The following is a 2,584-nucleotide window of genomic DNA, read 5'->3' on the forward strand; positions in this document are numbered from 1 at the left end:
CTTGTCGCCGCCACCGTGGCGCGCCAGGCGAGCTCGCCGGAAAAGCGGCTTCTCGCAAAAGCGGGCTCTCTGCCGGCAAGTTGCGATCTCACCGTCGACCAGACGCCGTCGGCGCCGACCAGCAGGCCTCCGGCGACCTCGATGCTGTCGCCATCCGTTTCGGATGTGACGGTGATGTTGGGAGACGAAATGGCGATGGCCGTCACCCGTGCGCCTGTCACAAGCTCGATCTCGGGCCGCTCCGCAACCGTCGCCGTCAGCGCGGCATGCAGGTCGGCGCGGTGCGCCACAAGATAGGGCGCTCGCCAGCGGTCTTCGCCGGCCTGGCCCAGCGGCACGCGTGCCAGCTCGCGCAAGGTGGCGGCGTCCTTAAGCACCACCGCTTCCGGCCTGATCGCGCTCAGCCGTAAGCGGTCGAGCACGCCGAGCCGGCGCAGGATGCGGGTCGCGTTGGGAGAAAGCTGGAGCCCGGCGCCCACGACTTCGAGCTGCCTGGCCTGCTCCAGCACCGTGACGGGGTAGCCGCGCTCCGTAAAGGCCAGCGCCGCCGTCAGCCCGGCTATGCCGGCCCCGGCGATGACGACCTGCCGGGACCGCGCCTCATCCATGATCGCGCAGAATCAGGCGGCCTGGTCGATATAGAGGCAGCCGGCAGGCTGCGTTTCCGTCGCCTTCAGCTTTGGCGAATAGCGGTAGAGCGTCGAGCAATAGGGGCAGACCTTCTCGTTGTCGTCGCCCATGTCGAGGAACACATGCGGATGGTCGAAAGGCGGGTTGGCGCCGGTGCACATGAATTCCTTGACGCCGATGTCGATGACCGGATGGCCCGCATCGTTCTGGAAATGTGGAATGGAACCGCCTGCCATCGTCGTCTCCAATTTGGTCTCGGCTTGATTTCGGCCCGTTTGCATCTGGATCATAACCGGTCTCTTTGCAAGATCGATGAAATGAAACTGTCGCAAAACCCTGTCAGAGGATAAGTTGAGCCGGTTAAGCGCATCGCCCCGGAAACGAACCGATTCCGTGACATCATGCGTCATGAAAGCATGTTAGAGCATCCACAACGCGTCCGGCGGTGTATGGCGCTCAAAGAGAACGGTTGCAGGCAAGAGCAGGAATCATGAGCGAACTGAGGCCGGTGCAGAGCGAGTTCATCACCGTCGAGGCGGCAAGCCCGGACGGCGGTAATCCCGACCGCTTCGTCAACCGGGAATTTTCCTGGCTGCAGTTCAACCGGCGCGTGCTCGAGGAATCGCTCAACACGCGCCACCCGCTGCTCGAGCGCGTCCGCTTCCTGTCGATCTCTGCCGCCAACCTCGACGAGTTCTTCATGGTCCGCGTCGCCGGCCTTGCCGGCCAGGTGCGCGAGGGCATCGCGCTGAAGAGCCCAGACGGCCGCACGCCCGAACAGCAGCTCGAACAGTTGCTGCGCGAGGTCGAGCGTCTGCAGGAAGACCAGCAGAAGAGCCTGTCGACCCTGATGGAGCTGCTCGACAAGGAAGGCATCGAGAGCATCACCCGCGACGGGCTCACCAAGGACGAGAGGGCCTGGCTGGAAGAACATTTCCAGGACCAGGTTTTCCCGGTGCTGACGCCGCTGTCGATCGACCCGGCGCATCCGTTCCCGTTCATTCCCAATCTCGGTTTCTCGATGGCGCTGCAATTGCGCCACCGCAAGAACGGCGAGGAGATGAGCGCGCTTCTGCGTCTGCCGGTGGCGCTGAAACGCTTCATCCGTCTGCCCGACCGCAAGAACCATGTCCGCTTCATCCCGTTGGAGGAAGCGGTCGGCATCTATATCGGCAAGCTGTTTCCCGGCTACGAGGTCAAGGGCTCAGGCACGTTCCGCATCATCCGCGACAGCGATATCGAGGTCGAGGAAGAGTCGGAAGATCTCGTGCGCCTGTTCGAGACGGCGCTGAAGCGCCGCCGCCGCGGTTCCGTGATCCGCATCGAGTTCGACACGCTGATGCCGGCCGAATTGCGCGACTTCGTCGCCGGCGAGCTCGGCGTCTCGTCGAGCCGCATCAGCGTCTTGACCGGTCCGCTGGCGCTCAACCAGATATCCGAGATCGTCGCTGTTCCGCGCGACGACCTCAAATTCACGCCCTACAACCCGCGCTTCCCCGAGCGTATCCGCGAGCATGGCGGCGACTGCTTCGCCGCGATCCGCGAGAAGGACATCATCGTCCACCACCCCTACGAATCGTTCGACGTCGTGGTGCAGTTCCTGCGCCAGGCGGCGGCCGATCCGGAAGTGGTCGCGATCAAGCAGACGCTCTACCGCACCTCGAACGACAGCCCGATCGTGCGCGCGCTCATCGACGCGGCCGAGGCCGGCAAGTCGGTCACAGCGCTTGTCGAGCTCAAGGCGCGCTTCGACGAGGAGGCCAACATCCGCTGGGCGCGCGACCTCGAGCGCGCCGGCGTTCAGGTCGTGTTCGGCTTCCTGGAATTGAAGACCCACGCCAAGATGTCGCTCATCGTGCGCCGCGAGGACAGCCGGCTGCGCAACTACGTGCATCTCGGCACCGGCAACTACCATCCGGTCACCGCCCGCATCTACACCGACCTGTCCTTCTTC

Annotated in this window: 3 protein-coding genes; 1 reads left to right on the forward strand and 2 read right to left on the reverse strand. The window is 64.2% G+C overall.

Annotation, left to right across the window (positions count from 1 at the left end; genetic code table 11):
• Together EOA29_RS32505 and EOA29_RS32510 are read right to left on the reverse strand one after the other, a co-directional pair.
• On the reverse strand, nt 1-608 hold a 608-nt coding region (locus tag EOA29_RS32505; protein WP_127222148.1), incomplete at its 3' end, for an FAD-dependent monooxygenase.
• A gap of 12 nt (nt 609-620) precedes the next feature.
• Complete coding sequence (locus EOA29_RS32510) at nt 621-866, reverse strand: zinc-finger domain-containing protein (RefSeq protein ID WP_126094471.1); 246 nt, start codon at nt 864-866, stop codon at nt 621-623.
• A gap of 254 nt (nt 867-1,120) precedes the next feature.
• On the opposite strand from EOA29_RS32510, the gene ppk1 reads away from it, so the two are divergent.
• Nucleotides 1,121-2,584: polyphosphate kinase 1 (gene ppk1 / locus EOA29_RS32515; protein WP_127222149.1), on the forward strand; the 1,464-nt coding region annotated here is incomplete at its 3' end.

It is taken from the genome of Mesorhizobium sp. M1E.F.Ca.ET.063.01.1.1 (assembly GCF_003998155.1).
In the GTDB taxonomy this organism is placed as follows: Bacteria; Pseudomonadota; Alphaproteobacteria; order Rhizobiales; family Rhizobiaceae; genus Mesorhizobium.